Source organism: Actinoplanes sp. NPDC051388 (genome assembly GCF_055586225.1).
The window spans coordinates 105,583-132,269 of the sequence record NZ_JBVJIP010000018.1 but is presented as its reverse complement, the minus strand read 5'-3'; the positions used below and the strand labels follow the sequence as shown (position 1 = coordinate 132,269).

At 70.6% G+C, this 26,687-nt stretch carries 25 protein-coding genes and 1 pseudogene; 9 read left to right on the top strand and 17 right to left on the bottom strand.

Features of this window, described 5'->3' with window-relative positions:
* Positions 1-183: 183 nt before the first annotated feature.
* On the bottom strand, positions 184-3,285 hold the full coding sequence (locus ACZ6TI_RS36800; protein ID WP_465349853.1) for an ATP-binding protein: 3,102 nt from the start codon (positions 3,283-3,285) through the stop codon (positions 184-186).
* A gap of 118 nt (positions 3,286-3,403) precedes the next feature.
* Between ACZ6TI_RS36800 and ACZ6TI_RS36795 the strand changes: the two genes are divergently transcribed.
* Positions 3,404-4,258, top strand: coding sequence for a class I SAM-dependent methyltransferase (locus tag ACZ6TI_RS36795; RefSeq protein ID WP_465349852.1), 855 nt, complete (start codon positions 3,404-3,406; stop codon positions 4,256-4,258).
* Positions 4,259-4,577: 319 nt separating this feature from the next.
* Here ACZ6TI_RS36795 and ACZ6TI_RS36790 read toward each other — a convergent pair whose 3' ends face one another.
* The 3 genes from ACZ6TI_RS36790 to ACZ6TI_RS36780 all read right to left on the bottom strand — a co-directional run bounded on the left by ACZ6TI_RS36790 (position 4,578) and on the right by ACZ6TI_RS36780 (position 7,976).
* Positions 4,578-4,769 (bottom strand): hypothetical protein, encoded by a 192-nt coding sequence (locus ACZ6TI_RS36790; RefSeq protein ID WP_465349851.1) that lies wholly within the window; start codon positions 4,767-4,769, stop codon positions 4,578-4,580.
* A 9-nt stretch (positions 4,770-4,778) separates the two neighbouring features.
* Positions 4,779-5,003 carry a hypothetical protein gene (locus ACZ6TI_RS36785; RefSeq protein WP_465349850.1) on the bottom strand — a complete coding sequence of 75 codons (225 nt, stop codon included), beginning with the start codon at positions 5,001-5,003 and terminating at the stop codon, positions 4,779-4,781.
* A 222-nt stretch (positions 5,004-5,225) separates the two neighbouring features.
* On the bottom strand, positions 5,226-7,976 hold the full coding sequence (locus tag ACZ6TI_RS36780) for a helix-turn-helix transcriptional regulator (protein ID WP_465349849.1): 2,751 nt from the start codon (positions 7,974-7,976) through the stop codon (positions 5,226-5,228).
* Between the two features lie 99 nt (positions 7,977-8,075).
* Here ACZ6TI_RS36780 and ACZ6TI_RS36775 point away from each other — a divergent pair, with 99 nt between their 5' ends.
* From ACZ6TI_RS36775 to ACZ6TI_RS36755, 5 genes are all read left to right on the top strand, one after another.
* Positions 8,076-8,954, top strand: a complete 879-nt coding sequence (locus ACZ6TI_RS36775) for an alpha/beta fold hydrolase (protein ID WP_465349848.1) — start codon at positions 8,076-8,078, stop codon at positions 8,952-8,954.
* A 312-nt stretch (positions 8,955-9,266) separates the two neighbouring features.
* A complete protein-coding gene (locus ACZ6TI_RS36770; RefSeq protein WP_465349847.1) occupies positions 9,267-10,154 on the top strand; it encodes a vanadium-dependent haloperoxidase in 888 nt (295 codons plus the stop codon).
* Positions 10,151-10,357: a hypothetical protein gene (locus ACZ6TI_RS36765; RefSeq protein ID WP_465349846.1), complete on the top strand. Its 207-nt coding sequence runs from the start codon at positions 10,151-10,153 to the stop codon at positions 10,355-10,357. Before ACZ6TI_RS36770 ends, ACZ6TI_RS36765 begins: the two co-directional genes overlap by 4 nt.
* Before the next feature lie 315 nt (positions 10,358-10,672).
* Positions 10,673-11,563 (top strand): methyltransferase domain-containing protein, encoded by an 891-nt coding sequence (locus ACZ6TI_RS36760; protein ID WP_465349845.1) that lies wholly within the window; start codon positions 10,673-10,675, stop codon positions 11,561-11,563.
* A 38-nt stretch (positions 11,564-11,601) separates the two neighbouring features.
* Positions 11,602-12,414, top strand: a complete 813-nt coding sequence (locus ACZ6TI_RS36755) for a hypothetical protein (protein ID WP_465349844.1) — start codon at positions 11,602-11,604, stop codon at positions 12,412-12,414.
* On the opposite strand, the gene ACZ6TI_RS36750 is transcribed toward ACZ6TI_RS36755, so the two are convergent.
* From ACZ6TI_RS36750 to ACZ6TI_RS36740, 3 genes are all read right to left on the bottom strand, one after another.
* Positions 12,404-12,634, bottom strand: coding sequence for a hypothetical protein (locus ACZ6TI_RS36750; RefSeq protein ID WP_465349843.1), 231 nt, complete (start codon positions 12,632-12,634; stop codon positions 12,404-12,406). The genes ACZ6TI_RS36755 and ACZ6TI_RS36750 overlap by 11 nt on opposite strands.
* Before the next feature lie 850 nt (positions 12,635-13,484).
* Positions 13,485-13,661 carry a hypothetical protein gene (locus ACZ6TI_RS36745; RefSeq protein ID WP_465349842.1) on the bottom strand — a complete coding sequence of 59 codons (177 nt, stop codon included), beginning with the start codon at positions 13,659-13,661 and terminating at the stop codon, positions 13,485-13,487.
* 39 nt (positions 13,662-13,700) lie between these two features.
* Positions 13,701-14,108, bottom strand: coding sequence for a hypothetical protein (locus ACZ6TI_RS36740; RefSeq protein WP_465349841.1), 408 nt, complete (start codon positions 14,106-14,108; stop codon positions 13,701-13,703).
* A 277-nt stretch (positions 14,109-14,385) separates the two neighbouring features.
* Between ACZ6TI_RS36740 and ACZ6TI_RS36735 the strand changes: the two genes are divergently transcribed.
* Both ACZ6TI_RS36735 and ACZ6TI_RS36730 read left to right on the top strand, forming a co-directional pair.
* Positions 14,386-15,006 carry a hypothetical protein gene (locus tag ACZ6TI_RS36735; protein ID WP_465349840.1) on the top strand — a complete coding sequence of 207 codons (621 nt, stop codon included), beginning with the start codon at positions 14,386-14,388 and terminating at the stop codon, positions 15,004-15,006.
* Positions 15,003-15,323 carry a transcriptional regulator gene (locus ACZ6TI_RS36730; protein ID WP_465349839.1) on the top strand — a complete coding sequence of 107 codons (321 nt, stop codon included), beginning with the start codon at positions 15,003-15,005 and terminating at the stop codon, positions 15,321-15,323. Before ACZ6TI_RS36735 ends, ACZ6TI_RS36730 begins: the two co-directional genes overlap by 4 nt.
* 65 nt (positions 15,324-15,388) lie before the next feature.
* Here the strand turns inward: ACZ6TI_RS36730 and ACZ6TI_RS36725 are convergent, their stop codons facing one another.
* Both ACZ6TI_RS36725 and ACZ6TI_RS36720 read right to left on the bottom strand, forming a co-directional pair.
* Positions 15,389-15,775: a hypothetical protein gene (locus ACZ6TI_RS36725; RefSeq protein WP_465349930.1), complete on the bottom strand. Its 387-nt coding sequence runs from the start codon at positions 15,773-15,775 to the stop codon at positions 15,389-15,391.
* 82 nt (positions 15,776-15,857) lie between these two features.
* Positions 15,858-15,974: pseudogene (locus tag ACZ6TI_RS36720) on the bottom strand (recombinase family protein); the annotation flags it as partial.
* Between the two features lie 226 nt (positions 15,975-16,200).
* Between ACZ6TI_RS36720 and ACZ6TI_RS36715 the strand changes: the two are divergent.
* On the top strand, positions 16,201-16,572 hold the full coding sequence (locus ACZ6TI_RS36715) for a hypothetical protein (RefSeq protein WP_465349838.1): 372 nt from the start codon (positions 16,201-16,203) through the stop codon (positions 16,570-16,572).
* A 59-nt stretch (positions 16,573-16,631) separates the two neighbouring features.
* Here the strand turns inward: ACZ6TI_RS36715 and ACZ6TI_RS36710 are convergent, their stop codons facing one another.
* The 8 genes from ACZ6TI_RS36710 to ACZ6TI_RS36675 form a co-directional block, all read right to left on the bottom strand.
* Positions 16,632-18,767, bottom strand: a complete 2,136-nt coding sequence (locus ACZ6TI_RS36710) for a beta-galactosidase (RefSeq protein ID WP_465349837.1) — start codon at positions 18,765-18,767, stop codon at positions 16,632-16,634.
* Between the two features lie 29 nt (positions 18,768-18,796).
* Complete coding sequence (locus ACZ6TI_RS36705) at positions 18,797-19,726, bottom strand: carbohydrate ABC transporter permease (protein WP_465349836.1); 930 nt, start codon at positions 19,724-19,726, stop codon at positions 18,797-18,799.
* Entirely contained in the window at positions 19,723-20,610 is an 888-nt protein-coding gene (locus ACZ6TI_RS36700; RefSeq protein WP_465349835.1) for a carbohydrate ABC transporter permease, read from the bottom strand. The genes ACZ6TI_RS36705 and ACZ6TI_RS36700 overlap by 4 nt, the downstream gene beginning before the upstream one ends.
* Positions 20,611-20,676: 66 nt before the next feature.
* Positions 20,677-22,053 (bottom strand): extracellular solute-binding protein, encoded by a 1,377-nt coding sequence (locus tag ACZ6TI_RS36695; protein ID WP_465349834.1) that lies wholly within the window; start codon positions 22,051-22,053, stop codon positions 20,677-20,679.
* A 172-nt stretch (positions 22,054-22,225) separates the two neighbouring features.
* Entirely contained in the window at positions 22,226-23,359 is a 1,134-nt protein-coding gene (locus ACZ6TI_RS36690) for a LacI family DNA-binding transcriptional regulator (RefSeq protein WP_465349833.1), read from the bottom strand.
* A gap of 398 nt (positions 23,360-23,757) precedes the next feature.
* Positions 23,758-24,816, bottom strand: a complete 1,059-nt coding sequence (locus ACZ6TI_RS36685) for an alcohol dehydrogenase catalytic domain-containing protein (protein ID WP_465349832.1) — start codon at positions 24,814-24,816, stop codon at positions 23,758-23,760.
* Complete coding sequence (locus tag ACZ6TI_RS36680; protein ID WP_465349831.1) at positions 24,813-25,724, bottom strand: VOC family protein; 912 nt, start codon at positions 25,722-25,724, stop codon at positions 24,813-24,815. The genes ACZ6TI_RS36685 and ACZ6TI_RS36680 overlap by 4 nt, the downstream gene beginning before the upstream one ends.
* Positions 25,721-26,626 (bottom strand): fumarylacetoacetate hydrolase family protein, encoded by a 906-nt coding sequence (locus tag ACZ6TI_RS36675; RefSeq protein WP_465349830.1) that lies wholly within the window; start codon positions 26,624-26,626, stop codon positions 25,721-25,723. The genes ACZ6TI_RS36680 and ACZ6TI_RS36675 overlap by 4 nt, the downstream gene beginning before the upstream one ends.
* Positions 26,627-26,687: the final 61 nt, after the last annotated feature.

Sequence of the window (26,687 nt, the reverse complement as noted above, 5' to 3'; positions counted from 1 at the left end):
TTCGGTTAGGTGCGCCGTGAGCTGGCAAAGGCGAGCGTCCAGGTCTTGTAACTATGGCCGCGCGTGATGGCCGAGCAGTCTGAGGGTGCGGGCGATCAGCCAGATCAGTGCATCCCTGCCAATAGGAAGCCCCTGCGATTCGGTGTCGCCGGCCGCGGCGCGAACTCCCGCTGCGACCGCCGGTTAGTGGCCTTCTCCGTGCCCCGCGGCGGCAGGCTCACCGTCGTAGCGGCAGGCGTGGCCGGTCCGTACATTTCGGTCCAGATGGGTGCCCAGGTCCGGAAGCGCGGCACCGATCCGTCGGATGGCGTCCCGGATCCGGGCGGTGACCGCTTTGCGGGCCCGCTCCGCCGCGGTGGGGCCAAACGTGCGGAGGGTGCCGCCGGGTCGGGTGGCGTGGCGCACCTCGGCGAGTAGCCGTTCCCGCTCGTCGCTGGCTCGCTGCCGCCGGGCCAGGTCCGCGCCGGCGCCGGCGTCCGCCAGCTCGTCGTCGAGGTCGGCCAGCCGCTGCCGGTATGCCCGCAGTGCGGCTAGGTCCAGCACCGGCTCGTCGGCGACCCGGTCCACCACCGACGGGCCGCCCTCGGCCGCCAGCTCCATCGCGGCCACATCGGTGCCGGGACGGGCCAGGAGTACGGCCAGGTCACGGAGGCCCTTTGCGTCGCGCAGGTGAGCGGTCCGGCCGTGGTAGCCGACCTGCCATAGGTCACCGACCCGCCGCATGGTCGCGCCGCTGGTGGGCGCCTGCACGCCGAGGCCGGCCAGGGCGCGGCGACTCTCGTCCTCCCAGATCCGGGCACCCAGCCGCCGGTGTACGTCGCGAGCCTGGTTCAGCGACTCGGCGGCCTGTGCCGGGTCACCCAGCGCGGCCTGAAGCAAGCCGACGCGGTGCGCGTGCGCACCCATGAAGCAGACCAGCGCGCCGTTGACCGCGCACGTGTCTGCCAGCGGCATCAGGTCGTTCAGCAGCAGCTCGCAGAGTGCCCGGTCGCCGAGCGCGATCGCGGCGGCGGTGAGCTCGCCCGCGAAGACCGACCAGAGGTACGAACGGTCGGCGCGCCAGTCGTCCAGCGCCAGTACCGTGTCGACCTCGCGCCGGGCTGCGACCAGATCGCCGGCCCGGGCCAGGAAGCCGGCCGCGACCGCGTGTGCGTGCGCCGGGGCGCCGATCCACCAGTGCACCGCCTCGGCGGCGGTCCGGCGCAGTTCGTCGGGGTCGGAGCGGGCCCGGACGATTTCCAGGCGTTGCGACATCCGGACGTTGCCGGTGTCGCTGTCGCCTACCGCTTCGCCGAGCGCTGCGGCCTCGCGGCTGAGCCGGTCGCCGCCCTCGATGTCGCCTTCCAGCAGCGCGAGCGCGGCCTGCCGGGTTCGCAGTAAGTAATCATGTCGCGGCTGGCGCAGCTCGCCGGTCACATGGGCGTACTCGGCGAGGGCGGCTCGGAAACCGGCCGAGCCGTTCTCCAGTTGCGCGGTTGCCGACAACAACAGCGCCTGGGCGTGTCGCTCAGGGTCGCCGGCCTGCCGTGCGGCGGCGGCGATCTCGGTGGCGATCTCGGTCCGTCGCCCCCCGGTGCCGGGTGTCCACATGGTGTCGTGCTGGGCGAGCAGGCAACTGGCCAGAGTGGCCGGGTCTTCGAGGCGGCGGGCGATCGCCGCCGCCCGCTCGGCGTACGGCCCGGCTCGCGGGCGGTCGGACGGCACGGAGTGCTGCAACTGACGGGCCAGCGCTGCGGTCACCTGAGCCTCGGCGGGGGTTCCCTGCCCGTCGAGCGCCACCCGCGCGGCTTCCAGCGCGGCGATCAGATCGGTACGCGGCATGGCGAACCTGGCGCCGACCCGGTCCAGGCCCAACGCCACCGCGCCGAGCAGGTCGCCGTCGCCGGTGGCTGCGGCGGTCTCCCAGGCGGTGTCAAGCAGGACCCTCGCGTCCTGTGCGTCCCCGGCCCGCAGCCGCAGGTCGGCCTCTCGGGTCAGGAGATGGATCTGGTCGGCATCGGTCAGCCGGCGACCGGCGTCGGTGACTGCGGCGCGTACTCGGCTCAGGTGCCCGGCCGCCTCGGCGAACGCGTACCGGGCGGTGTCCGCGTCAGCCGCCGCGTGCGCCCAGGTGACTGCCGGACCGGGTCCGGACTGCCCGATCGCGGCAGCGAAGTGCCGGGCCAGCTCGGCCGGGAACACCGGGCCGCCGCGCTCGTGCCGACGCTGCAACGCCTGTCCGACCCGGTCATGCAGGTCGAGCCTGCGCGCCGCGGGCAGCGCCGCGTAGATCGTCTCGCGGTACAGGTCGTGGGCGAAGCGCACCGGATCCCCGTCCGCGCCGTCGACCAGCACCCCGGCGGCCCGCACCAAGTCGATCCGGTCGGCGACCATGGCCACCGGCTCCAAGCAGACGTCGCTCAGCACGTCCGGCAGCAGCGCGGCCCCTGCGACCGCGGCTGCGTCGAGCAGCGCCGCGCAGCCGTCCGGCAGCCGGGCAAGGCGGCGTCCGATGGCGTCGCGCACCGCCGCCGGCACGCCGGCGGCGGTACCACCAGCCTGCAACAGGTGACACAGCTCGCGCGCGAAGAACGGGTGCCCGGCGCTGCGCTGATGCACCAGGGCCGCCCAGCGCGCCGCCGCGTCGTTTCCGGACACCGTCCGCACCAGGTCCGCCACCTCCTCCGGGGCCAGCCCGCGGAGATTGATCAGCTCGGCCGCGATGGACAGATCGGCGAGCGCCGCCGCGACGCTGGCCGGTGGCTCACCGGGCCGGTACGCGCCGACCAGCAACAGCCCGCCGGGCCGGGCTTGCCGGGCGAGGAAGCGCAACAGATCCACTGACGACACGTCGGCCCACTGAAGGTCGTCCAGGATCACCACCACTGGCGCGGTAGACACGGCCCGGGACAGCAGCCCGCCCACCGCGTCGAAGATGCGCACCCGGTTGGCGTCGTCGGGCCCGGTGCCGGGCGACGGGCCGACCACCTCCGGAACGATCGCAGCCAGGGCCGGGTCGGCGTCCTGCCGGAGGTCCTCGCGGGCGTGCAGCAGACCACGCAATGCCTGGGTCCACGGCCACCAGGCCGGAGCACGGTCGTCGTCCCAGCAGGTGCCACGCAGCACCGCGCCGGATCCCGCGACCGCCTCAGCAAACCGGCTCAGCAGCGCGGTCTTGCCGATCCCCGCCTCACCGGTGACCAAGACCAGTCCAGACCACGGCGGGTCCGGCCCGGCGGCGGTGCACGCCCGGTGGGCGGCAAGCAGCCGGCCCAACGGTTCGGTACGGCCGACGAAGCGTGACACCCCCGCATTGTGGCCCGGTCAGCGCGGGTTCGGGAGATGCCAGTCTGGTTCTAGCGGATGCGGATGGACTTCTGGCGCGTACGGGTGAACACCGATTCGACCGACTCCGGAGGAAACCATGACCAACACCTTCGATCCGATCCACTACAAGACCACCACCCGGGCCCAGTGGGAGCAGGCCGCCGAGGCGTGGCACCGGTGGGGTCCCACCATCGAGGAGTGGCTCGGCAACGCCACGGCACGAATGCTCGACGCAGCCCGGGTCAGCGACGGCAACCGGGTGCTGGACGTCGCCGCAGGCGCCGGCGGGCAGAGTCTCGCGGCGGCCCGTCGCATCGGCCCCTCCGGTCACGTGCTGGCCACCGACATCTCGCCAACGATCCTCGAGTACACAGCGAAGGCGGCCACCGACGCAGGCCTGACCAACGTCGCCACCCGCGAACTCGACGGCGAACGGCTCAACGTTGCCGCCGGCACGTTCGACGCGGTCATCTCCCGAGTCGGCCTCATCTACTTCCCAGACCAGCAAACCGCCCTGGCCGGGATGCGCACCGCGCTGCGTCCCGACGGACGAATCTCCGCAGTCGTCTACTCGACCGCGGACCGGAACGGGTTCTTCTCCATCCCGATCGGCATCATCCGCCGCCGCGCACAGCTTCCCCCGCCGCAGCCCGGTCAGCCCGGGCCGTTCAGCCTCGGCGCCCCGGGAGCCGCCGAACGGGTCATGACCGAGGCCGGTTTCCGCGACGTCGACGTCGAGGTGGTTCCGTCGCCGGTCCGGATGGCCTCCGCCGCAGACTGCGTCCGGTTCGAGCGGGAGTCGTTCGGCGCATTGCAGCAAATGCTGGCCGGCCTGGCCCCGGCCGAGCGGGAGGCGGCCTGGGACGAGATCGAGGACGCGCTGCTCCAGTTCGAGGGTCCAGACGGGTTTGCCGGACCGTGCGAGATGCTGGTGGTCTCGGCCACCCGCTGACCCGGCCTAGGGATTGCCGGTTCCCGTAGTGAGCGGGCCTGGCAGCGCGATGCCAGCGTTGCCGCTGGTTCGTCTTTCCAGGCCGCTCGATCATGTCCTCACGCCGTTCGCCGACGTACCGGTGAAATCGTGACGACCGGGCCCTGAGCTGCGGGCATGCGGTTCGTGTTCTGCCACATCCGGTCCGCCTGTTCGAGTCCGGCCGGCTCCATAAGGTTCTTGAACAGTGGGAGCATGCTGCGCCTCCCGCCGGCGCCGGCAGGCCGCAGCTTTACCGTCCCGAACCTGGTCCGTACCCACCGGCGACATGCGCTCTAGATCATGGGCACATGCGCAGATCCTCGCTGGCGATGGTCCTGGTGGGCGGGCTCACCGTTGCCGGATGCCAGCAACCTCGGCGGCCCGAGCCCGCGCCGGCATCCGGCACGGTCGAGCGCACGGTGGCGGCCAGCACCGCGTCCGGGCGCAGCGCCTCGCCACGCACCCCGACCAGAGGCAGATCCACCGCCACCGCCAGCACCTACGCCAGTTCCCGCCGGTGGCAGAAGGCGCGCAGCGTGGGGTCACGCCCGTAACCCGAGTCGCCGACCAGCCACCCGAACACCAACCCGGGATCGGAGAGCGCGCGGCGCAGCAGCCCAGCCCCCAGCTGCGGCTTGGTGACAACCACCCCAACCCGTCCGTCAAACGCGGACAGGTCCGCATCCCAGCCATCGATGTCCTCAACCGTGACCGCATCCACCACGCCGGGACCAACGACTGATCAAGCCATCGGTTTCAAGATCTCGGGCTGTAGTACCGGCATCCGCGCCATGACAATCCGGCGTTGTCGGCGGCGCTGCGGGCGGTGTTCGCCGAGCCTGCACCGTCTTGATGGCCGGGGCGTGTCAGGTCGGTGATCCGATCGCGTTCAGTGAACGAACCCGTATCACAGTCCGGGTTGGTACAGCGCCACCGCCGGCCTGGGTCACAGTTGATCGTCCTGCGAGGTAGGCGCCGGCGAGACGATGATGCGCACCAGTTCCGATCTTGAGCGGATCGCCAGCTTGCGGTAGATGTTGCGCAGGTGGAACTCGACCGTCTTGGGGCTGAGGAACAGCGCGGCTGCGGCTTCGCGGTTGGTCGATCCGCGGGCGACCTGGAGGGCGACCTGCAGCTCCTGCGGCGTCATGCGCTCGATCGTGGCTGGTGTGCGGCTGCCTGTCGGCTCGCCCGAGCTGTGCAGTTCGGCGCGTGCCCGCTCAGCCCAGGGCCTGGCGTGGAGCCGGTCGAAGGTGGTGTGCGCGGCGTGTAGGCGGCTGCGGGCCTCCACGCGGCGGCCCGCATGTCGCAACCGCTCGCCGAGGCAGAGTTCGGTGCGCGCGAGCTCGAACGGGGTGTCGTGGGTGGCGAGGGCGTCATGGAACGGAGTGTCGAAGTCGAGGTCGCCGGCGAGTAGTCCCCGGCACCGTGCGGCGCTGGCGCGTGCCCAGCGGCTGCCGCTGCGTTCACTGTCGTGTTCGAAGGCGTCGAGGGCGGCGCGGGCATCGCTGGTACGGCCCTGCCTGGCGTACGCCTCGATGAGGTCGGGCGTCCATTGCAGCACCGCCGGGTCGGGTGCGTGCCGCTTGGCGAGGAAGCTCGAAAGCTCTTCGAGGGCCTGGATGGCCCGGTCGTAGCGGCCGATGCTGACCTCGAGGAAGCCGCGGACGCTGCCGATGCACGAATGCAGGATGGCATCTCCCAGCCGGTCGGTGAGGTCGCTGGCCGCGGCGAGATGCTCCCGCGAACTCCGTTGCTGCCCGAGCGCCGCCTCGACCCGGGCCACGATCACGTGGGCGTAGGCCGCATGGCTGGCCTGATCGGTCTCCTCGGCGAGCCGTATGCCCTCGGTCCCCGCCGCTAGGGCGGCGGGCCAGTGGCCGGTGCGGAAGTCCAGTTCAGCCAAGGCGAGCAGGCCGTAGGGGAGCAGGCCCGGGGTGCTCCAGGCGCGGGCCTGGTCGATGCCGTCGGCGAGGAGTTTCCGTGCGCGCTCGTGCTCCTCGAGCCACATGAACGCCTGACCGATGCCGAAGATCAGGACCGGGCCCAGCGACCACGGGTCCGCGGCGTCGTCCAACCACGCCGCCGCGCTGTCCAGCAACGGCCGCGCGGTGCGGCGCTCGTTGCACAGCAGCAGCGCCATCGCCTGCGGCAGCCCGGCCGGCATCGGTGGCAGCCCGGCCTGCTCGACGAGAACCTGCCCGCGCCGGGCGATTTCGAGGCACTCAGCCGTGTCGCCGGCTTGGAACGATGGCTGGACGGCGGCCATCGTCATCATCGCCGCACGGACCGGATCGGCCGGCGCGACGCGACGCGCCTCCGCGACCAGCAGCCGCGCCGCTGCCGCTGCCGCGCCGCCACGGGCCTGGACAAGTGCGCGCTGGTGCTGGATGTCGGCCCACAGCAGTGGATCGGTAGCGTGGTCCATGGCCTCGGCCAGCAGTGCCTGGGCACGATCGAGCCGGCCGACCCGGCTGAGGTCGTCGGCCGCCTCCAACAGGCGGCGCCCCCGCAGGTCGCCGTCTGGCGTCAGCCGTGCGGCGCGCTCCGCCGCGCTCGCTGCGGCCGCCGGCCCGCCGCGCTGGCGTGCCGCCGTGGCGGCCGAGGCCAGGCCGGCCGCGACCTGTTCGTCCGGTCCGAGCGTGGCGGCGGCCAGTTGCCAGAAGCGCCGTTCGCCGGTCAGTGCCGTGGCGAGGGCGCGGTGCGCGGCCCGGCGTTGTGGCTCGGGGACTGCGCGGTAACAGACCGACCGCAGCACCGGATGCCGGAACGTGAGCCGGCCGGCATCGAAGGTGATCAGCTCGTGTTCCTCGGCGGCTTCCAGGGACGCCACGTCCAAATGGAGCGCCGCGAGTGCGGACGCGATCTCTTCCATGGCGCCCGATGTGCTCGCGGCGGCAATGGCCAGCGCGTGGCGGGTGGCCTCGCCGAGGGCGGCGAGACGGCGTGCGAACGCGGCGTCGATCGCCGCGCCGACCGGTGGCGGATCCTCGATCGGTGTGACTCCCGTGCGTTGCGACGCGCTGAGCAGTGTCGACATTTCGAGCAACGCGAGCGGGTTGCCGCCGGTGCTGCCATACAGCCGCCGCGCGACGTCCGCTTTGATCGGGCCGCTGGATTCGAGCAACGACAGGGAAGCGGCCGGGTCCAGCCCGCCGAGCACGATTTCCGGGATGCCGGCCGCCTCGGTGCCCACAGTGTCGGCGCTGCGTGCCGCGAGGAGGAACAGCACGCCCTCCTGCCGCAGTCGCCGAGCCAGGAACACCAGGGCCTGCCGCGACGGTGCGTCCAGCCACGGCGCGTCGTCCACGACCGCCAGCACCGGTGACCGGTCGGCAACGTCCGCGAGCAGGGTCAGTGTGGCGGCGCAGACGGTGAAGAGGTCGCCCGACACCGGCGGCCCCAGTGCCAACGCGCCAGCCAGCGCCGCCCGCTGCGGCCCGGGCAGCGAGTCCAGTTGGCGGACGACGGGTCGGAGCAGGTCGGCCAGCCCGGCGAACGACAACTCCGACTCGGACTCGACACCGCGTGCCCGCAGCACCCTGAACCCGCGGGAGCGGGCCACGACGTCGTCGAGGAGCGCGGTCTTGCCGATACCTGGTTCGCCACGGACCACCAGCGCCGCGCTCGTACCCGCCCGGGCCTGCTCGAGCAGCTGGCTCAAACGAACGCGCTCAGCGTCGCGTCCGACCAGCACGATGTGTTCGCAAACCTAGGGATTTCATCGTCGCGATGGTAGCAAGACGGCTCTAGCGTCGGTGTGGCATCAATCGTCGTCACGTCGGGAGGTAACGCTGTGCGGCAAGCCACCGTCGACGATCTGACCATCGAGTATGTCGACCGCGGCGACGGCGAACCCATTGTGTTCATCCACGCGGGCCTGTGCGGGGACTGGTTCCGACCCCTCCTCGACGAGCCTGCGCTCGCCGGGCACCGGCTGATCGCCTACCACCGCGTCGGATACGCCGGCAGCAGCCACCCGTGGGGCCAGGTCAGCATCGCTGACCACGCGCGCCACTGCCGTGATCTGATGCGACACCTCGCCGTCGACCGTGCGCACCTGGTCGGGCACTCGTCGGGCGGCAACATCGTGCTCCAGGTCGCGCTCGACGGCCCGGACGCGGTGCGCTCCCTCGTGCTGATGGAGCCGGCGCTGATGCCGGTACCCAGCCGCGCAGCCTCGGGCCGGGCGGTCGCCCAGCCGGCGGTGGAGCGGTACCGTGCCGGAGACCGTGCCGGCGCGATCGACGTCTGGATGCGTGGTGTGGCGGGCAATGACTACCGCGCGGCACTGGATGCGGCGCTTCCCGGTGCGTTCGAGCGGATGGTCGCCGACGCACCAACCTTCTTCGAACAGGAACTGCCCGCCGTCCAGGCCTGGGCCTTCGGCACGGACGAGGCAGCGCGCATCACCCAGCCGGTGCTCGCCGTGTTGGGCGGTCGCAGCCACGAGGTTTCGCCGGTATGGCACGAGCGTCAGGCACTTCTGGAGGCATGGTTGCCCAACGTCGAGCGGTTCGTGCTGTCCGACGCCACGCACATGCTGCACCTGCAGAACCCTCGCGGGTTGGCTGAAGCACTCGCGGGCTTCGTCGCCCGTCATCCGTTGAAACCCGTCAGAGAGCCCAGCACGCATGGAGGAATCCGATCCGTCGAGGATCTAGGCCCTCGGTGACAGGCCGCCCTGCTGCCGCTTCGCGGACGAGGCCGAGTTCACAGGCATCGCCCGGTTGCGGGAGGAGCCCCCGCGAGGAGATAGCCGCCGGCCGAAGGCCCACCCATGACGTCAGGAGAAGCCATGTCTCGAATAGGACGAATCGTGTCGGCAGCCTGCGTTGGGCTGGTCCTCGCAACGATTGCTGGAAATGCTGCGATCGCGACACCGCAGCCCAGCCGCAGATCGGGCGAGGTAGTCCGCGCCTGGAACGAGATCGCGCGCGCACAGGCATTCGGGAACCCGGTCAGGTTCTCGCGAATCCTCGCGATCATGCACGCCGCCCAGCACGACGCCGTCAACGGGGCCGAGCCGCGATACGAGACCTACACGTCGCCGCTCACGGACCGGAAGGCCGACGCGGAGGCCGCCGCCGCGGCCGCCGCACACCGGGTGCTCGTCTTCTTCTTCCCAGCGAACCAGACAACCCTGGACGCTGAGCTCTCGGCGTCGCTCGCGAAGGTTCCCAACGGCCCCGCCGAACGCGCGGGGGTGGCACTCGGCCAGGCGGTGGGCCAGCGTCTGCTCGACATCCGAGCAAACGACGGGTTCGACGTTGCAGACCCGTTCGCCCCGACACCCGGCCCCGGAGTCTGGGAACCAACCCCACCGGCGTTCGCGCCGATGCTCGAAGCCCAGTTCCACAACGTCCGCCCGTTCACGCTCCGCGACCGCGGCCAGTTCCTGCCCGGCCCACCGCCGGAGCTGACCAGCGCCCGGTACGCGAGGGACTTCAACGAGGTCAAGCATCTGGGGCAGGACACCAGCCCGCAACGCAGCGTCGACCAGACGCAGCTTGCCCACTTCTGGGCCGAGGGCTCACCCGTCGGATGGAGCCGGGTCGGCAGCGTCGTCTCGTCGCTGCGGCACTACGACCTGCATCGGACCGCGCGGCTGCTCGCCCTGCTCACCATGGCAATGGCCGACGGGTTCATCGCCGGCTGGTACCAGAAACGGCACTATGCGTTGTGGCGGCCGGTGACGGCGATCCGGGCGGCGGAGACGGATGGCAACCCCGCCACCAGCCCCGACCCGACCTGGCTGCCGTTGCGCCCGACACCGGCGCTTCCCGACTACCCCTCGACCCACAGCCTCCTCGGAGGCGCGCCGCCGAGGTCCTGCGTCGGTTCACCGGAGAGGACCGCTTCCGCTTCTGCATGACGTCCACCACCGCCGTGCCTGCCGGCACCGAACGCTGCTGGAACAGCTTCGCGCAGGCCGAGGCCGAGAACGCGAACTCGCGGGTCCTGGTCGGCTTCCACTTCCGCTTCGCCACCATCACCGGCGTGGAGGTTGGACGCAACGTCGGCAGGTTCGCGATCGGCCACTCGCTCCGCCCCCTGCACATGGGACACGACGGGTAGCGGCTGACAACAGACGCCACGCGGTCACCGAGACACTGCTACCAGCCAACGGGAGGGCCTGAACGCGACTAGCCGAGATCATCGAGGCCGCCTTGGCGGCGGTGGAGGCCGGCATGCTCGCCTATCACTGGCGGGTGGCCGGGTGGTCGGGTGGCCGGTCCCCGCTCCACGGGAACATTTTCCACCGACCCTGATGGCCCGGACCACCACGTACGCACCGCCGCCGTGACAATAAGGCGACCTGCCCGATCCGGCCGACGGTGCTTACGCCAACCCTCGAGTCGAGTCCACTGCCCCGAGCGGGAAGGCTGAAAGATGATCACTGGTTCCGACCGGACCGACGGCGAAGCCACGCCGGCAACCGGCGGCAGAACGGACCGCGACATCTTCCGCCTCTCCACGACCCTGGACGCTAACGTTCTGGAGACCCTCGCCGCCCGGCTGGAGTTCCGCGGCACCGACGAGGGCTACGCCCGCCTGTCGCAGGCCTACTTCTGGCGCCTACCCCTCGCCGGGGCTCGACGGATCCTGGCGCTGGGCTGCGGCACCGGGATCGAGGTGCGCACGCTGCGCCGACTGCTCGGGCCTGGCGCGGCGATCGTCGGCGTCGATCACAGCCCCGCACTGCTCGACGCCGCCCGCCGGCACACCGGCGACGAGGGTCTATCCGACAACGTCACCTACCAGGTCGGCGACGCGCACGACCTGCCGTGTGTGGACGACGAGTTCGACATCGTCACTCTGCACACCCTCATCAGCCATGTCGAAGATCCGCTGCAGGTGCTGCGCGAGGCCCGTCGCGTGGTCCGACCCGGCGGCACGGTTGCCATCTTCGACGGCGACTACGCCTCGCTCACCTTCGCCTATCCCGACCCCGCGTTGGCCAGGACGATCGAAGACGCACTGATCCAGCTCATCGTCGCCAACCCCCGCATCATGCGCGACATCCCGCGGCTGCTGCCCGCCGCGGGACTGGAGCTCGTCGAGGCGGACGGCGCGCTCTACCCCAACATCGGCACCGGCCAATTCTGGCCGGCCGCGGCCGAGTCCTACGGTCCGCTGCTGGCCCGATCGGGTCTGCTCCCGCAGGAAACCGTTGACGACTGGCGCGCCTTCCAGGCCCGAGCGGTCCAGGACAACACCTTCTTCGCCGCATCCGGCTACTACACCTATCTGACCCGGCGCTCCGTAGATGATGATCAATAGACTCATCCGACCCACCACGTTCCCGGGAGAGTGACCGCATGGCCGACTCCGGACTGGCCCTGGCCAGCGGCGGTCTGTTCAGCCTGGCCGTCGCCGGCATCAGCGGCCTCGTCGCTTACCACACGGCGCGGGCGAACGCCCGGGCCGGCCTTGCCGCATCCCGCGCGAACCTGGTCGGAGAAATCCAGAAGATCCAGGAACAGATCGAGGCGCAGGAGGCCGCCGAGGCGAGGGCCGCGATCGCCGACCTGCGCCAGCGCTACCTCGAATCGCTTCGGTACTACGCGGACACATTGCGCCGCAGGTTCGCCCAGATCGGGGTCAAGTTCGGATCCGATAAGAACTCGCAGACGCGCGGGTGGTTCGAGGCCGTCAAGCACGAGGTCGATCGCAGAGACCGAATGATGAACTTCGTCACCTGGTGCTATTACGAGGGTCTCTTCACCATGACCACCCTCTACTACACCTGTTCCTACTTCTACTGCGCCAACGAGATCCGTTCGAGGCGGCCGTTCGGCCTGAGCCGGCCTCTCTACAGCGAGCTTCTGGAGGCTCACCTGGTGCGGGTGACCGAGGCGTTCGTCTGGGATGACGGGAAGGTGGGTATCTGGGGCCCCTCGCAGGAGGTGATCGGTGAACTGTTCAGGATGGACGGCGTCAAGATGACGTACGCACAGCTGTGCAACGAACTCACCGCTGACGACGAGTCGCGCCGGGCACCGTACCTGGTACCCCTGGATTTCTACTGGCTCCACCTGGATGCGGCGAACATCGCAGCCATCGCGTCTGCGCTCGACGAGTTGGTGGCTTTCCTGGACTCGCACGACCCGCAGACGACTGTCAGACGGTGAACCGCAGCCCCGACGACTCGCCGCGGGCCAGCCGGTCCACATTCTCGGCCAGGTTCAGGCACCCGCGCAGCGATGCTCCGGCCGCCAGCCGCTCGACGAAACGCGCCTCGGTCGCCATCACCTCGGCGGCGGCGGTGAGTTGGGCGACCGCGGCGCCCGGATCGAGCACAACGATGCCGTCGTGGTCGGCGATCACGATGTCGCCCAGATGGACGGACACGCCGCCACAGCTGACCTGCTCCCCACCACGGCAGGGTGCGTCGTGGCGCCGGCCCGCGGGGTGACGTGCCGGACGAACAGCTCGCCGGCCAGCGCGGTCTCCCGCCCGCCACCGTCGACCACCAGCACGTCACCGGGCCCGGCCCGCTCGATCGCATGGATCGCCCGTCGGGTCACTGGCAGATGAGGTATCCGTGGGTCTGGTACGTCGGCGGCCAGCCGGCCTCGTCGTCCTCGGCCGCGATGTTGGCCTTCATGTCCGCGATCGGTCGTACGTCGTGCAGGTTCACGTTTCCCGGTGCCGCCGACGACCTGGGCGCCCACGCCGCGAATGGTCGTTCCGATCGGGCAGGCGAGCCGCATGCCCTGGCTCCCACGTCCGGCGACGGCGAAGCCTGGGGTAGCGGCGTGGACCTCGTACGGCTGCTCGCTCGACGGGACACAGATCGCATACGCGGTGACGGCCCAGGCGCCGGCGTAGCCGGTCTGGTCCTCCGCGGCCGTCGCGTTGGCGCCGCGGAGGTCGGCGCTGGGGAACACCCCGGTGAGGAACACCTGCCCGGGTCCGTTGCCCGCGGCCGTTGCGCCGATGCCGACCGCGTCCTTGCCGGCCGGGCACGCCACGGCGAGGCCGCCATCCGCGGTGGTTGCCGCAGATGACGCGTGGCGAGCCGCGATGGCCGCCGAGTTTGTTGGTGCTGCGTCACGAGGTCGCCGTGGTGCGTCGCCAGGTCGGCCGGCCGCGGCTGTCCTGGCCAGACCGGGCCGTGCTCTCCGCCCTGGTCCGCGCTCTTCCCCGCGAGTTGTGGAAGCACCCGAATCGACCCGGACGCCCGACAATCAGCGACGAACTACGCGACCTTGTCCTGCGACTGGCCCGGGAGAATCCCGGCTGGGGACACCGCCGCGTGCAAGGCGAACTGGTCGGTCTCGGCCACCGAGTCTGTGTCGGCACGTGTCGGGTAACCCTCGGCAGATCGGTCGCAGAGGTCCAGGATCTCCGGTGGCACGTCTCCGAGGCCGGACATAGGCCGACAGTAACGGTTGTCAGCGAACCTCACGCGCCCTCACACCGTCGGGGTCCGCCGCCGCAGTGCTGTGCGTAGCCACGCGGCGCCGTAGCTCAGCACGGCTGTGCCGGCCGCCATCGCGACGACTATGAGCACCAACCCGACCCCCCACATGCCGGTCTCATCCTCGGAGGCCGGCACCGACCAGGCGATGGCGAACGCGGCCGTCATGGTGAGGACGACCAGCCAAGGTCGGATGAGCAGGCCACCGATGATCGCGAGCGCCATCAGGGTAAGGACGCAGCCTGCGACCTGTGGCGCCTCGTACGGCCCGCTGGCCACCTGAGTGGCCGGATCGATCTGGTACTGAGTGTCAGAGCCGAGCCATAGCCACCAGGTGGCGATCGTGGCGCCCCCCAGGGCGACCGCACCGGCCAGCCCGACGGCGAACCCTTTCGTGTTCATGTCGCCAACGGTATGGATCGACGCGTACCGAGGGATGAGTATCCGTACCTGGTTCACGTCGAGTTCCGCCGGAGGTGGCGGGGATCCTCGCCGTCCAGCGGCAAGGCCGCCGAGCCGACTTGTGCGGGGGCCGCGGCTAGGGCCGGCCATTGACTTTGTGTCGCAAACCGAGATAAGTTTGTGGCGCAAAGTTTCAAATTCCTGCATCAGGCGCTCCGTTAAGCGCTTTCGGGAGCCTGCCTGACAACGGCACACCTATCCCAGGAGGCATTCAGCGATGACCGAAAACGAGATCCTCGACATTCGGACAGCCGCCGCCCTGATGCGGCAAACAGAGCAACACGCCCGGGATGCGCTGAAGGTCAAGATGACGGCGATGTATGCCGCGTGGGGCGCCGCGTGGCTGCTCGGTCTCGGGTCGATGTGGCTGTCGGTACGCGGCCAGCAGCCCTACCGCGGGCCCTCGCCCGGGTCAAGCGTCCTCCTCGGCGTTCTGCTGTCCGCGGCAGTTGTCGTCACAATGATCACAGTCGTCCGGGCGGTCAAGGGAGTCGGCGGTACCTCCGCCCTGCAGGGGCGGATCTACGGACTTTCCTGGCCGATCGGCTTTGCCTCGCTCTTCGTGATCGAGGGCGGGCTAGCGCGGCGCGGCGCCAGCGACGAGGTGATGGGCATCGTGGGCGCAACCGGACCGGTCGTCATCACCGCCGTGATCTATTTGGTCGCGGCCGCGATCTGGCTCGACTGGTCGATGTTCGCCCTCGGTGCCTGGCTGGCCGCAGTCGCGGCGGTCGGTGCGTGGACGGGACCAGTCACCGTATTGTTGATCGAAGCCCTGGCCGGTGGCGGCGGCTTCCTCCTGGCGGCGGTCGTCCTCGCTCGCCGGCGGCGACCGTGACCACCCCGGAGGCAGACCTCGACCCCGTCATCCACGTGCCGACGCGACTGCGCATCATGGTCACCCTGGCCACGCTGCCCGACAGCGACAGCCTGTCCTTTTCCAGGCTACAACGGCTGCTCGACCTCACGGCCGGCAACCTGATCACCCACCTACGTCGACTCGAGGACGCCGGGTACATCGCCAACGTGAAGTCTCGGCACGACGGCACCGCCAGGACATCGATCAGCCTCACCCGCGCGGGCCGGGCGGCCCTCGATCGATACGCAGCAACCGTGCAACAGCTCCTTGGACAGGTCACCCGGGCCGAAAGCTGAGCCGATGCACACGGTCGAGCACCCTCGCCACGGACGTGATCAACAGCAGCGCCACAACAGCCCGCTCACTCACCACGCCGAGAACGGGATCCAGCGATCAGGCATTCCGATCTGTGCTTGTTACCGCCGCGTTGATCGCGGAGGCGGCGCGTGCTTTCCCGGATGATGAGCTGGGTACTCGTACGCCAGCTCATCGAATCGGTTAACGACGCCCTGTCGCGGGCGCAGCGCACCGTTAATCCATGGGTTTGTAGATAGGCGGCGATATCGGCATCGGGCCATAGGGTTTGGCCTTTACCGGTGCGGATATCGAGTTGCACGGCGATCGCCGTCAGGAGCCTGTCTTCGCGGGCGTGGAACGGGCGATCGGCGTCGCGGCTGCGGGCGCCGCGGTGGCCGTGCCGGCAGCGATACGCCGGCCGCTTGTAGGCCCACTGCGACTCCGCCCGCAACTGTGCGGCCGTCGTCAGGGTGATGGTGCACGGCTTGCCGGTTCCAGACCTGCCGCCCGGTGTAGCGGGGGTTGCCCAAGATGGCCTTGATTGTGGTCACGGACCAGCCGGTCGCGTGGCGGTGCCGGTTGCGGTTCCGCTCGTACTCGGATGGGCAGGGCACTGCGCGCTCGTTTAGGTCGCGTGCGATGCCGCTCATGCTGCGTCCTTGCAGGCGCCGCGCGAAGATCCACCGTACGTGCGCGGCGGTAACCGGGTCGGGGTCGAGCTGTTGTCGCTGGCGTCCCCAGCGGGCATGGCTGGGTGTCGGGTGCGGGCCGGCGTCGACCAGCCGGTATCCGTTGGTGGCCTGCCGCCCAGACAGCGGCCCTGGTCGCGGGCCGGTACCCGCATGGCTTCGGTGGCGCGGTGCCGAAAGGTCCCCTGTGACTCTGCCTGTAGTTGACCTAGCCACCCACCGGCCCGTCGGCCGGACCCTGCTCGACGAGAGGTTCCGTCGTCATCCTGGCGTCTCCCTTGAAGATCGAGATCCGCCGTTATTCTTACAGTCCCTCGAGGCCCGCATAGTTGTCTCAGAGGACGTCGTCCGCAATCTCGATCTGCTCGTCGGTCTGCAGTTCGCTACGCTGCTGCCGCTCGAAGTCACCGAGTGGCGGCAGGTCGCGGCCGCGACTCAACTGCTCGGCGGGCTGGGGCGGGCCTGTTTCGCGCTGGCAGTCGCATGCGGCGACGCTGGAAACCTCATGACCGGCGAGCCGGAGATCTATGGTGAGGGAATTGAGACGATAACGATCTAGCGCGAACCCTTGGCAACGCGACGATCGGCTTCGTTGATCCGCGATTCACCCGCGGCGGGTCAGCCAGAAGCTTCGGTTGCGGCCGACGCGAAGACGCGCACGTCCCACGCGCCGAGGTGCACCGCCGTGCCCGGCGCGACCGCGGCACCGGTCAGGGCGTCGGTCAGCGGCACCGGCGCCTCGACCGCGACGGGTTCCCAGCTCCAGTTGTGCACGACGTGGACCCGGCGCCCGTCCGGGGAGGTGGCGGTGGTGGCCGTGACGGAGGCCGGGAGGCGGCGCCATCCGCCGGTCGGCACCGGCGCGAGCCATGCGGCGAGGGCCTGGGCGAGGTCGCGTCCGGGTACCGTGCCGACGCAGGTGACCCGGCCCGCGCCGTGGCGGCGGGTGGTGACCGCCGGCCAGCGGCCGAAGTGCGGATGGTGGTACTCGACGAGCACATCGGCGTCCACGACGGTGAGGCCGTCGGCCCAGCGCGTCGCCGCCGCCCGCTCCGGCAGGTCGAGCGGCCCGCCCGGGGCGGCACGGACCGGGACGTCGCGCACCAGGTTGCTGAACTCCTCGTAGCGGACTCCGGCGGCCTCGACGAGCCGTCCGGGCGCCGGCTCGTGTCGCGCGCGGGCCTCGTGGTCGGCGTAGCCGGTCCGCGGGCCGAGCACGAGGTGGCCGCCGGCGGCCGCGTAGGCGGCGAGCCAGTCGAGCGTCGCGTCGTCGGCGACGTACAGCGCCGCGACGACCAGGACCGGATGCCGTCGCGCGGCCGACTCCGGCGCCGGGCCGGCCCGCTCACCGCTCGGGTCGTGCAACTGCCCGGCGTGGACGATGCGCACCTGCCGGCCGGCGTCGAATGCGCCGCGATAGAAGGAATCAAAGATGCCGTGGTACGCCGCGGCGTCCGGTCCACCGTCCGCGGCCGACAGCGGTGGGTACTTCTGCATGAGCCACTTGCTCGGCATCGAGTAGACCATCGTGATGTCGGCGTCGGGTTCGAGGGCGGCGACGAGCGGGCCGGCGGCGTCCAGTTCCGCGCCGAGGCGGGACAGCTCCGCGTACGTGCGGCCCGGCCGGCCGCTGTGCGGAAGGATCCCGCCCCAGTAGGTCTCCGTGCCGAAGTGCAGCGTGTGCCAGTGCCAGTACTCGATCATCTGCGCCCCGCGCGCGACGAGCGCCCAGGCCGCCTGCCGCCACTGGCCGTCGTACGCCGGCCGGTTGTCCCACGGCATGCCGATGGACGTGGCGTTGGTCTCGGTGACCAGGAACGGCGCCTGGCGCGACGAGAACATCCGGTCCGCGGTCTGGTACAGCGCCCACACCCCGGTGGTCTTCCAATGCTGTACGACGTCGTCGTGGTCGCGGTCCGGCAGCGCCAGGGCGTCCTGCATGACGTAGTACGGGTTGCCGGCGGCGACGTCGAGGCGTTCGGTCAACTCGTCGTCGTGCACCGCGGGCCGGCCGTAGGAGATGCACGTGGTGACGAACTGGTCGCCGCGCGCGTACTCCCGGACGATGCCGGCCTGCCAGCCGATGAACTCGGTCGTCTGGCGGGCCTGGAACGCCCGCCAGGCGACGTCGTACTGGGGCTGGGCGTTGCCGTCCGGGGTCCACAGGTCCGCCCAGGTGGAGAGGCGGTGGGACCAGTAGACCAGGCCCCATTCGCGGTTGAGGGTCTCGACGTCGCCGTAGGTGGTGCGCAGGTGGTCCACGAATCGCTGGAAGACGCCGTGGTTGTGCAACAGTTCGTTGCCGGGCTCGTTGTCCACCTGGAACCCGATGACCGCGGGGTGGCCGGCATACCGGCCGACGATCTGCCGGATGACCCGCTCGGCGTGGAACCGGAAGCCCGGGTGGGTGAAGTCGACCTCCTGCCGCGCGCCCCATCCGATGCGCTGCCCGGTGGCCCGCTCGCCGGCGATCTCCGGGTACTGCCGGGCGAGCCACGGCGGCACGGCGTAGGTGGGTGTGCCGAGGATGACGGAGATGCCGCGTTCGTGTGCGCCGTCGAGCACCGGCTGGAGCCACTCGAGGTTGAACCGTCCGTTCTCCGGTTCCCAGGTCGACCAGACCGACTCGCCGACCCGGATGACGGTGAAGCGGGCCTCGAGCATCAGGTCGAGGTCGGTCTTGAGCCGCTCGTAGGGCCGGTACTCGACGTAGTACGCGGCGCCGAAGAGGACGCGGGCAGGGAGCACCGCCATGGGGGGAACCTCCGAGGTAGAGCGGTCGGTCATTGTTTGACGCTGCCGGTGGCCAGCCCGCTCTGCCAGTAACGCTGCAGCAGCAGGAAGGCCACGACGAGCGGGACGATCGAGAGCATGGACCCGGTCACCACGAGCACGACCGTCTCGCTGTTCGCGCCGGATCCGCCCCCTGCGGTCTGGGCGGCCCAGGAGGAGAGGCCGACGGTGATCGGGTACAGGCTGGGGTCGCTGAGCATGATGAGCGGGAGGAAGTAGTTGTTCCAGGTCGAGACGAGGGTGAAGAGCACCACGGTCACCAGCCCGGGAGCCAGCAGCCGCAGGGCGATCCGGAAGAAGATCTGGGCCTCGCCGGCACCGTCGATGCGGGCGGCCTCGATGAGACTGTCCGGGACGGCGTCCTGCGCATAGACGCGCATGAGGTACAGGCCGAAGGGGCTGACCAGCGAGGGCAGGATCACGGCCCAGGGCGTGTTGACCAGGCCGACCTGCGCGAACAGCAGGTACGTCGGTATCGCCAGGGCGGTGGTCGGCACCATGATGGCGCCGAGCACCAGGTTGAATCCGGCGCGGTCGCCACGGAACCGGAACTTGGCGAACCCGTACCCGGCGGCGGCCGCCAGCAGCGCGGCCCCGACCGCGCTGACGACCGCGTACAGCATGGTGTTGAGCATCCATTGCAGGAAGACCCCGTCGTTGTGGGTCAGCGTCGCCCGGATGTTCGACAGCAGCTGCGGTGCCCGGGAGAACCACAGTCCGAACGTGCTGAACAGGTCCTGCGTGCTCTTCGTCGAGGCCACCGCCAACCAGAACAGCGGCAGCAGGAAGTACGCCAGGGCGGCGAACATGGCGATGGTCAGCGGGGTGCTGCGCCGCCTGGCCGGCGACCGGCGCCGCTGGGCGGTGCGTGCCCGGCCGGTCGCCGCGACGGTCGGCGCGGCCGGGGCGGTGGTGGTCATGAGGTCCTCCTGCGGTTCGCGGTGAGCAGGACGGCGTAGGAGACGATCACGATGACCAGCCCGAGGAGGAAGGACACCGCGGCCGCATAGTTGATCTGCTGGCTGATGAAGGCGAGGGAGTAGGCGTACAGGTTGGCGGTGTAGGCACTGTCGATGACCGCGGGGGCGAGGCGCTGCAGCAGGTTCGGCTCGTTGAACAGCTGAAAGCTGCCGATGACCGAGAACACCAGGGTGAGCATGAGCGCCGGCCGCAGCGCGGGAAGCTTGACGGACCAGGCGAGCCGCCACGCGCCGGCGCCGTCGACCGCCGCCGCCTCGTAGAGCTCGTGCGGTATGGCGCGCAGTGCGGCGTAGAGAATGATCATGTTGTACCCGACGAACTCCCACGTCACGATGTTCCCCAGGCTGCCGAGCATCCAGCCGCTGCTGAGGAAGTGCGGGACCGGCACGTGCAACGCCTTGCCCAGCTGGGCGAACGGGCCGTAGTCCGGCCCGTAGAGGTAGCCCCACATGAGCGAAGCGACCACACTCGGTACGGCGTAGGGCACGAAGATGCCCAGCCGGACCACGCGCGCCAGCCGCACCAGGCCGCTGTCCAGCGCGAGCGCGAAGAGCAGCGCCAGGACCAGCATCACCGGCACCTGGATCGCGAAGAAGGTCGCGACCCGCAGCACGCCCTGGATCAGCTGCGGGTCCTTGACGGCGGTGACGTAGTTGTCCAGCCCGACGAACGTCGTGCCCCCGATGAGCTTGTGCTCGAAGAGGCTCAGGTAGGCGGCGTAGCCGAGCGGGGCGAGGAAGAGCAGCACGAACAGCACCAGGAACGGGGCGACGAACAGCGGCCCGGCCGTGCGCCGGGAAGACCGTGCGGTGATGACACTCATCGTCGGGCCTTTCGGTCGAGGGTGCCGGGTCCCGCGGCCGGCGCCGGCCGCGGAACCCGCCGGCTGCTACTGGACGGTGAAGCCCTGGCCCTTGGCGAAGGTGGTGATCCGGGTCTGCCACTGGTCGAGCGCGGTGACGGCGTCGGTCTTGTCAGTGAGGGCCTTGCCGACGGTCTCTTTGAAGTCCGCCTCCACCCGATCGAGGAACGGCGGCCACTGGAACGTGGTGTTGACGGTGCTGCTGATCTCGGCGAAGACCTCGTTGACCTTCTGGCCGCCGTAGAAGGCGGGGGTGTCACCGACGTAGGCGGGGTCGGCGAGCACCGCCTTCGTCGCCGGGAAGAAGAACTGCTTGGTGGCGAACAGCATGGCGCTGTCCGGGTCGACGTTGAGGAACTGGGCGAACACCGCCGCCGCGATCGGGTTCTTGGTCGACTTGATGACCGCGCTCGTCGAACCGCCCCAGTTGCCCGACTGCGGCGTGGACGCGTCCCACTGCGGCAGCGGGGCAGCGCGCCACTTGCCCGAGGTGGACTTCGCCGAGCCGGAGAGGAAGACCGGTCCCCAGGCCGCGGTGAGCCAGGTGGCGTACTTACCGCTGTTGAGCGCGGCAAACCACGGATCGGTGAAGTCCGGCTCGATCCCGACGACGCCCTCCTTGGCCAGCCCGCCCCAGTACGCGGCGAGCTTCTTGGACGGCGCGTCGTTGACGTGGATGGCGATGGTGCTCTTGTCGGACTTCACGTAGGGCTTGCCGCCCGCCTGCCACAACAGCCCGTGCCACGCGGCGGGCTGACTCGAGGCGAAGTTGGTCAGGTACACCTTCGGGTTGGCGGCATGGAGCTTGCGGGCCGCGGCAGCGAACTCGTCCCAGGTCGTCGGGACCTGGATGCCGTACTGGTCGAAGATGTCCTTGCGGTACAGCATGCCCATCGGACCGGTGTCCTGCGGGATCGCCCAGACCTCGCCGTTGGGCCCGCTGACCTGCGCCCACGTCCAGTCCACGAACTTGTCCTTCAGCGCCGCCGCGCCGTACGGGCGCAGGTCCAGCAGGCTGTCGGTGATGGTGAAGGTCGGGATGTACTGGAACTCGATCTGCGCCACGTCGGGAGCACCGGTGCCGGCCTGCAACACCGTGCGCAGCTTGGTGTACGCCGGGCCGCCCTGACCGGCGTTGACCACCTTGACCTTGACGGCGGGGTACTTCTTCTCGAACAGCGCCACCTCTTGCGCGATGTCCGGAACCCAGGTCCAGAACGTCAGCTCGGTCGGGGTCGACATCGCCTTGTCGATGTCGGCCTGGCTCACCGCCGCGGCGGCGGATGTACCGCCGCCCTCGCCGTCGCCGCCGCACGCGGCCAGCGCGGCACTCAACGACACCGCTCCGGTCGAGGCGAGCAAGGTTCGGCGGCTTATCGGGAACTGTGGGGACGATGCGGCCATGGTGAACTCCCGTCAAGAGGGCAAAGGGGACCGGCGCGCCGGGCAACGGCACGCTGGGGACAAGGGGTATCGAGAGAGGTGCGCGTCCGCGCGGGTGCTACCGCCGCTCGTCAGCGACGGCCGGTGCGGGTCTCGGGCGACGTGCCACCGTAGGTGGACAGATCGACGCTGATCAGGGCTGGGTGGATGGGACCTCGCTGCCGGCGGGCTGACCGTGCGGGCCACCGTGGGCATGGGGGATCGCTCGGCGGCGGCCACGTCCCGGGATCGGCCGGGGCGGTGGTGGCGCCGTCGAGGCGCGGACGACGAGCTCGACCGGTTGGTCGGCCGCCGGTGGAAGCTCGACGTCCGGCTTCTCGATGACGTGTACCAGCAGCGCGAGGCCCTGCCGCGCGACCTCGTCGAACGGCTGCCGCACGGTGGTGAGCGGGGGAGTGACGTAGGCGGCGACCGGGACGTCGTCCAACCCGACGACGCTGATGTCCTCCGGCACCCGGCGCCCGGCCTCGAGCTGCGCGCGGATGAGACCGATCGCCATGTCGTCGTTCGCGGCGAACACCGCGGTCACGGTGCCGTCGCCGGCCAGTTGCCGGCCCGCCGCGTAGCCGGACGCGGCCGACCAGTCGCCCTCGACGACCGGCGGCTCGTCCGCGCCGTGGGCTCGCAGCGCCTCGCGCCAGCCGGCGAGACGGTCCCGTGCCGAATACCACCGCTGCGGGCCGGCCAGGTGATGGACGGTCGCGTGCCCCAACTCCAGCAGGTGCTCGGTCGCGGCCCGCGCGAGCAGGCCCGCCCCGACCCTGGCGGTCACCACCTGCGGCGCGGCGAAGGTGGGCGGCGCGCCGAGGACCAGGACCGGCACGTCGACGCTGATGAGGCCGACGCCCTCGTCGATCGGCTCGGAGATGACGACGCCGTCCACGCCCTGGTCCAGCAGCGACGCCAGGGCGCCCGCGATGCCGCCCGGGTCGCCCTCGATCGTGTCGGCCACCCGCAGCGTGTAGCCCACCTCCCGGACCGCCCGCTCGATGCCCATGAGCAGCGATGCCGGCCCGTACAAGGCGGTGCCGAGCGTCACCACGCCGATCGACCGGGTCCGCCCGGAGGCCAGCGCCCGGGCCGCGTGGTTGCGCCGGTAGCCGAGCTCCTCGGCGGCGTCCAGGACCCGCCGGCGCACGTCGGCCGAGACATACGGCTCGTCGTTGAGGACCCTGGACACCGTCTTCTGGGAGACGCCGGCCAGCCGCGCGACGTCCACGCCGCGCGGCGTCGGAGGGCTTCCACCCGGCCTCGCCAGTCGCGTCATGGCACCTCCCATCGCCGGCCACAGCCCTGTGTGACTGCGCTGTCATGTCTACGCAATCAGACGCTCGCCGTCAAGAGCCCGTAACCCGCCCGTAACGCTGGCGAAGCGGTGATCGGGGGAGCTGTGCCAGGTCTGTCTCTCGGATCGTGCAGGGGTGGGGGCGTTGGTAAGGACGTGTCACCGGCCGCCAGATAGTTGATCTAGGCGCGTTGTGGCTGTTCACGTCGACCCCGCAGCCGCAGGGCGATCCGGAAGAAGATCTGATCCGGCGCAGCAGCAGTGTGCTCAACGACGACCAAATCTGACCACCAGTGAGCCACCGCTGGGTGGGGCCCCCGGTCGGTGTCGGCGTCACCCTGTTTCGCGTTACGAACGCTGGGGCCTTGCGCCGGGGCTCGTCATGCGATTTCCAGGACGGTCTGCGCGACGGCATTGCCGCTCTCGACTCTGGCGTGCGCCCGCGACATGTCCGTCCACGACATGGTCCGCACGACGGCGTCGGGGAGCCGGAAGCCCGCCGCGACGTCGGCCCAGAGCGCCGCCATCTGGGCGGGATTGCCGGTGCGGACACCGATCAGCGACTGGCTGTGCAGATAGAACGGCAGCAGTTCCATCGGGATCGGATCCCGCCCGATCGCACCCGAGACGACGATCCGCCCCAGGGTGGCCACCGCGGGCCGATAGCGGTCCCACAGGTCGGCCAGGCCGAGGTTGTCGACCACGCAGTCGACGCCCCAGCCGTCGGTGTGTGCGCGCAGCTTCGCCGCGAGATCCGGGTCGGCGCCGTCGAAGACGCCGTCGACCGGCAGCTCGGCCAGCAGCTTGCTCTTGGACTCCGTCCGGTCGACGGCGATGACCGACGCGCCGCGATGATGTGCCAGGCAGGCCGCGGTGGACCCGAGGGCGCCGGCCGCTCCCATGATCGCGACCACGTCCGCGCCGCCGACCTGCCCGGCCTCCAGCTGTGCGCGGGCCACGGGACCGTTCGCGGCCAGCGCGGCGGCATGGGCGATCGGCAAGTCGTCCGGGATGCGGAACGCGTTGGCGGCGGGGACGGCGACGTACTCGGCATAGCTGCCGGGCCGGTCCACCCCGATCAGGCTGAAGCCGGCGCAGGCCTCCTCGTGTCCCCGTACGCAGACCCGGCATGTCCCGCAGGTCAGCACGGCGGAGACCGCGACCCGGGCGCCGACCAGGGAGGAATCGACACCCGCGCCGACCGCATCGACCACGCCGGCGTGCTCGGTCCCGGGGGTGTGCGGCAGGGACACGCGGCCCGCGAACGGCGGGCGGCCCGCGCGCATGGCCACGTCCTTGGTCCGCGCCAGGGCGATGGCCTGGACGCGGATCAGCACCTGCCCGGCCGCCGGCGCCGGCACCGGCAGGTCGTCTACCAGCTCCAGCACGTCCGGCGTGCCGAAGGCGCGCATCAGGTAGCCGCGCATGCGGCGGCTCACCGGCGCTCCCGCTGGGCGAGAACGTCGGCGGGCGGGTTCGACATCGCGGCGATGACGTCCGGCGTGACGCCCCCGCCCGTGCCCCAGACGTCGGCGTTCTCCGGCGTGCGCCGCCACACCTGCGGTTCCCAGGAATCGTCGAGTTCGAGGAGCTCGGCCGTGTATTCGATGACGTTGCCGACCGGGTCGGTGAAGTAGCAGAACACGTTGCCGCCTGGCCCGTGCCGTCCGGGGCCCCAGATGGTGTCGACGCCGGCCTTGCGCATGCGGCCGAGCGCCTTCATGACCTCGTCGGCCGAGGCGACCTCGAAGGCCACATGGTTGAGCGAGGTCCACTCGCCCGGTGCCAGTACGAGGCAGTGGTGGAGCTCGTTGCAGCGCAAGAACACCATAAGATCATTCTCATAGCTGTCGGAGATCTTGAAGCCCAGCAGGGTGGTGTAGAAGGCGACCGACTCCGGCTGGGCGACCGAGTTGAGGACAATGTGGCTGAGCCGGTCCGGCCCCGGTCGGGTCCCCGGCGCGATGATCTCGTGAGTATCGACGTCCGCGCTCACCTCGACGAGACGGCCTTCCGGATCCCGAAACGTGATGCCGTACCCGTGACCGATCTCGGCCGGCCGCGGGCCCGGACCGCTGACCAGCGTGACGCCCGCGCCGGTCAGCGCCGCGGCCAGCTCGTCGACGTACGCCGGCGAGGTGGCGCCCAGGCCGATGCCGTCCAACCGGTGCCCGGGCCCGGGCACCAGCGAGAGCACGTGATGCTCGGCGCCGTTGGCGCGCAGCAGCACGGTGCCGTCGCCGATGGTGCCGACCGTACGGAGACCCCAAAGGTCCTCGTAGAAGGGTCGCAGCTCCTCAGGGTCGGTGGCGGAGATGGCGATGCTGCGGAGGTGAGTGATGCTCATCGAGACTCCTCGTGCTCGTGTCCCCGGCGGCGGATGGTGTTGCGGATGGCGCCCACCCCCTCGATCTCGATCTCGACCACGTCGCCGTCGGCGAGGAAGCGGCCGGAGCCGGCGCCCACCCCGGCGGGCGTGCCGGTGAGTATCAGGTCACCCGGTTCGAGGGTGACCAGGCGGCTGGCATCCGCGATCAGCTCGGCGACGCCGAGCACCATGTTCGCGGTGCTGCCGTCCTGGCGCAGCTCGCCGTTGACCCGGGTGCGGATCCGCAGGTTCTGCGGTTCGGTCACTGCCCAGGTCGGTACGACGCCGGGCCCGATCGGCAGCGACATGTCGGCGCCCTTTGAGGCGAGCCAGTCCCACTGGAAGGGCCTGGCCGGAGTGTCGCGCCGGTGCGGCCCGCGCAGGGAGATGTCGTTGGCGACCAGGTAGCCGGCCACGTGCCGGAGGGCGTCCGCACGGCGGATGCGCCGCCCGCCGTGGCCGATGACGACGGCGAGTTCGCCCTCCCAGTCGGCCCCGGCCGTCTCGAGGTCGTCGACGAGCACGTCCGCGCCGTCGGCCACCAGCGTCGTGGTGGGTGGCTTGAGGAAGAAGTACCCGCGCCACGCGTCGCCGAGCCCGCTCTCGCCCATCTCGGCCAGGTGATCGGTGAAGTTGGGGCCCGAGCAGAGCACCTTCGCCGGGAACTGCAGCGGCTGCACCAGGCGGGCGCCGATGAGACGGTCGGTCTCGTCGGGGTGCCACTGCCGCCACCGGTCGGCGGTCTCCGGCCAGGCGCGAAGCGCGTCGATCGCGCCGGCCCGAGAGCGGAGCCAGGATGGGCGATAGAGCGCCTGCCCGACGGCGAGCGCGGCGACGAGTCCGTCACCGCACTGTGCCGTCACCAGCAGACCGTTGCGCATGACGAGGATATTGCCACCTACCTTCGTAGTGAGCAACAGGCCCTGACCTCTTGGCGGACGC